The sequence below is a fragment of the Candidatus Dadabacteria bacterium genome (genome assembly GCA_026705445.1).
Lineage (GTDB): Bacteria > Desulfobacterota_D > UBA1144 > Nemesobacterales > Nemesobacteraceae > Nemesobacter.
In genome coordinates this window covers 1-3573 of sequence record JAPPAR010000032.1, presented here as the reverse complement: position 1 = coordinate 3573, position 3573 = coordinate 1, and the positions used below count along the sequence as shown (strand labels likewise).

The window sequence follows — 3573 nt, the reverse complement described above, 5'->3', positions numbered from 1 at the left end:
CTTTATTATAACACAAACAACGGCCTTTTCTATACCTTACCGTGAGAAATCCGGGCTAGGCATTCTGCACAAAATTATTTAAAAACTTCAGAGAGTTATGATTGACGGAGAGAGCACGGAAAACAGGGATTCTAAGGACAAGCCCCTCTTTGCCCGTCTCTCGTTCTCAAAATACTTCCTCGCAAATTCCTCATCTGGGAACCGCTTCAAGGATCTGTAGAAGCTTACTTTCTTTGTACTGCGGACTTTAATAGGTCTTCTCTGAATTCAGAACTGTTTAGAGACTGCCCTAATAGAAAACAGTAGATACTTGTGGGAATGAACACGATTTCTTTGTTGCCGTAGTGTCGGACATCCTGTTTTGTAAGTGTGCAACAACACAGACAGCTTGGATCAAAAAGTTTATTTTCTTCGGCGAAATCAAGCAGTCCTTTGATCTCTGAAGAGTCTTCAAGCGGCCTATCAGACCACTTGATTTCAACTGCTACTGTTATTCCTGTCGCACCCATGTCTACTTGGTCTACTTCTCCATTTTTCCAGCGTGCGTAATATGATTTTTGCGAGTGTTCGGGCAAGTGAAAGGAATTACTGAAAAACGCTGTTTCCGCCAGTTTACCAAGAATGGTTTTGTTATCTTCTTCCAAAGCACCAAACAATGCCGGGTACATGGAGGCGTTTGTAATATAGACTTTGAATTTGTGTTCTCTCTTAAACTTCCTGGCGTTTCTGTCGATCCTGCTAACGCGTTTTATCAGAAAAGCTGCTTCGAGATATTCCAAGTACTTTAATATTGTGGTTTTCGCTACGCTTGAGTCTTGAGAGAGGCCCGATAGGTTGATTTCCTGCCCGGTGTTATGGGCAAGTGTTACAAACAGTCGGTTAAGCTCTGGAATATCACGGATCCCATACAGGCTTGGTAAGTCGCGCAAAAGTACTTTCTCTATAATGTCATTCCTGATAAAACGACCTGGGTTCTCTCTGACCTCTTCTAAGAATACAGCTTCGGGGTAGCCTCCGAAGTTTATGTAATTTATAAACTCTTCATTGAGATCTTCAATTTTTTCAAGAAGAAGGCCGATTTGGCTAGGTGGGATATAGGGAACCTCTTCTCCCTGAACAAAAAATCTTTTTTCTTTGTCCGAGAACTTAACGTATTCGTAAAATGTCAATGGAGGAAGAATGAAGTCGGTGAACCTTCCGGCACCGGACTCGTCGCTTTTCAGCTTTAGTACTGCAGCGGCCGAACCGGTTGCTATGAAACGGTGCTGCGGATAGGAATCGACCAGAGACTTCAGATGTCGCTCCCAGTCGCTCAGGTATTGAATCTCGTCAAAAAAAAGATAACCAGACTCATCTTGCGCTATGGAGTTCAATTCGGTGAATATGAGAAAGATTTTTTCAAGCGATAACCCTGAATACAAAGGGTTGTCCAAAGGAACATATAGAATTCGTTTCGGATCAACTCTTTTCCTTATGAGTTCGGCAACTGCCTGATGAACCATAACGGTTTTACCGACCCTGCGTGGGCCCATAAGCACAACTGCCCGATTGATCTTTTTCTCGTATATTAGTTCAAAAAACGGGGTGAAATAGATTCTTTTGGGAGAATCTTTCCATCTGACATCGTTTCGATTTTCCCACCAAAGGCTGTCGGTGCGGAGACGCCGAAGGATTTCCTGTTCAGAAACGCTAAACATAACGGTCAATATGATAGCAGGGGAAAAAAGAAAGTCAAATAAGCACAATTAATTACTCTTATTTGATCTCGAAGAGAATAATTGAATGATAACCGGAAGTTATGAGTATCAAATAGCGATGACCGCAGTTATAAAAGGCTAATCGTCTGCAATTTAACTGTGCCTTACAAAAAGTTGGGGCGTCATCGATAAAAAAACTTCCTCCCGCTTCTTTTCACGGAATTCTCGGCTAGCATTGTATACTATTTCCATTAATCGCTGTTGAAAAAAAACCGGGCGTGTGTATAATCCGTGCGTCTTTCAGTTAGTAAAAATCTTCTTTTAATCCACTCGACGAGGTAAATAATGAGCAACTGGGAATGTAAAAATCACGGTCATCCGGATATAAAGCCTTCTCCTTCCAGAAGAGCCATATTCATCGGCAGGTATCAACCATACCACGCCGGACACATAAGCCTTGTCAGGCAGAAGCTCGACAATGGAGTTCCGTGCCTGATAATGGTAAGGGATATTCCTCCCGATCCGAAAAACCCCTTCACCACGGAACAGACCGTCGGAATGATAAGAAAATATCACGAGAGCAAGGGGGATGACGTGGTCGTGATGGTGATTCCGGACATTGAATCGGTAAACTGGGGCAGGGGAGTCGGTTACGAGATGAACGAGTTTTTTCCGCCTGAGAACATAGGATTCATATCGGCTACCAAGATACGCGAATCGATAGCAAGTGGCAATGAGGAGTGGAGGGAACTCGTGGACGAGTCCATTCAGGATGACGTGGTAAATTACCTGAGCGGCGACTGACCGCGGTTCCTGAAGGTAAAAAGACGATGTTGCAGACCATTCCGTACAAAAACCGTGCGGATATGTCCGAGGGGTGGAGCAAGGAAATCGCATGTCGCAAAGAGCGCACCAAGGTGAAGTTGCCGGAACGCGCTGGACCCCCTGTCAGTACCTGAAGTTTTCCCAAGAGCGTCTGCAACCGGCCATTGAGTTGCTGGATCGTATACCCCTTGAGGTGCCGGACGTGATCTATGATCTGGGCTGCGGTTCGGGCCACATAACCCATTTTCTGGCGAAGCGCTGGCCCTCATCCAGAGTATATGGTATCGATAACTCACCGCAGATGCTGGCAGAGGCGGCTGCGGAGCCGTCGACCATACACTGGGCGGATGCCGATATCCGCAGCTGGGTGCCTGAGGAAAACCCGGACCTTATTTATTCCAATGCGTCTTTGCACTGGGTTGACGGTCACTCTGAGCTGTTTACGCGCCTGGCGAGCTACCTTAACCCGGGAGGTTGCCTTGCGGTCCAGATGCCGCTTAGCTGGGATCTTCCGTCTCACCGCCTGATGCGGGATACGCTGGCAGATGGGGGTCCCGAGGGGAAGCCCGTCGGCGAGGCCTCACTCCTTGCCGCCTTGTCAAACAAGTGGGTCGAGGATTCAGATTTCTACTACGATATCCTTTCTCCCTGTACGCGACGCCTTGATATCTGGGAAACGCGGTATCTCCATGCGCTGGAAGGCGATGACCCTGTTTTTGAATGGGTTATGGGCAGCGGTCTGCGCCCGATTCTAAATGGTCTGCCCGATGCTGAGCGGAACCGGTTTTTAGAGGTATACAAGCAACGGCTTCGGGGTGCTTATCCTAGGGGTTCGGGGGATCGTACGCTGTACCCCTTCCCTCGCCTGTTCATATCAATTCTTGCCACACACAAAGCAGGTGCTGTTCAGGTCCCGATAAACAAGACGGCAAACAAAGTATATAATTTCCAAATTATGCCAGCCCCTGTTTGCCGCTCTTAGAATAAAGAGAAAGCAAACTATTTTTGTAGCCACAACCTTCATTTCACGACACCGACGTCCTATGATGGT

At 46.7% G+C, this 3573-nt stretch carries 3 protein-coding genes; 2 read left to right on the top strand and 1 reads right to left on the bottom strand.

Going from position 1 to position 3573, the window contains the following annotated elements:
• Nucleotides 1-224 precede the first annotated feature (224 nt).
• Nucleotides 225-1697, bottom strand: a complete 1473-nt coding sequence (locus OXG75_06865) for an ATP-binding protein (GenBank protein ID MCY3625692.1) — start codon at nucleotides 1695-1697, stop codon at nucleotides 225-227.
• Between the two features lie 345 nt (nucleotides 1698-2042).
• On the opposite strand from OXG75_06865, the gene OXG75_06860 reads away from it, so the two are divergent.
• Nucleotides 2043-2501, top strand: a complete 459-nt coding sequence (locus tag OXG75_06860; protein ID MCY3625691.1) for a hypothetical protein — start codon at nucleotides 2043-2045, stop codon at nucleotides 2499-2501.
• 91 nt (nucleotides 2502-2592) lie between these two features.
• Nucleotides 2593-3504, top strand: a complete 912-nt coding sequence (locus OXG75_06855; protein MCY3625690.1) for a methyltransferase domain-containing protein — start codon at nucleotides 2593-2595, stop codon at nucleotides 3502-3504.
• Nucleotides 3505-3573 lie beyond the last annotated feature (69 nt).

Excerpts from the sequence above, each read along its gene's own strand:
- OXG75_06865 (MCY3625692.1), bottom strand. The coding sequence starts at position 1,697 with ATGTTTAGCGTTTCTGAACAGGAAATCCTTCGGCGTCTCCGCACCGAC.
- OXG75_06855 (MCY3625690.1), top strand. The coding sequence starts at position 2,593 with ATGTCGCAAAGAGCGCACCAAGGTGAAGTTGCCGGAACGCGCTGGACC.
- OXG75_06860 (MCY3625691.1), top strand. The coding sequence starts at position 2,043 with ATGAGCAACTGGGAATGTAAAAATCACGGTCATCCGGATATAAAGCCT.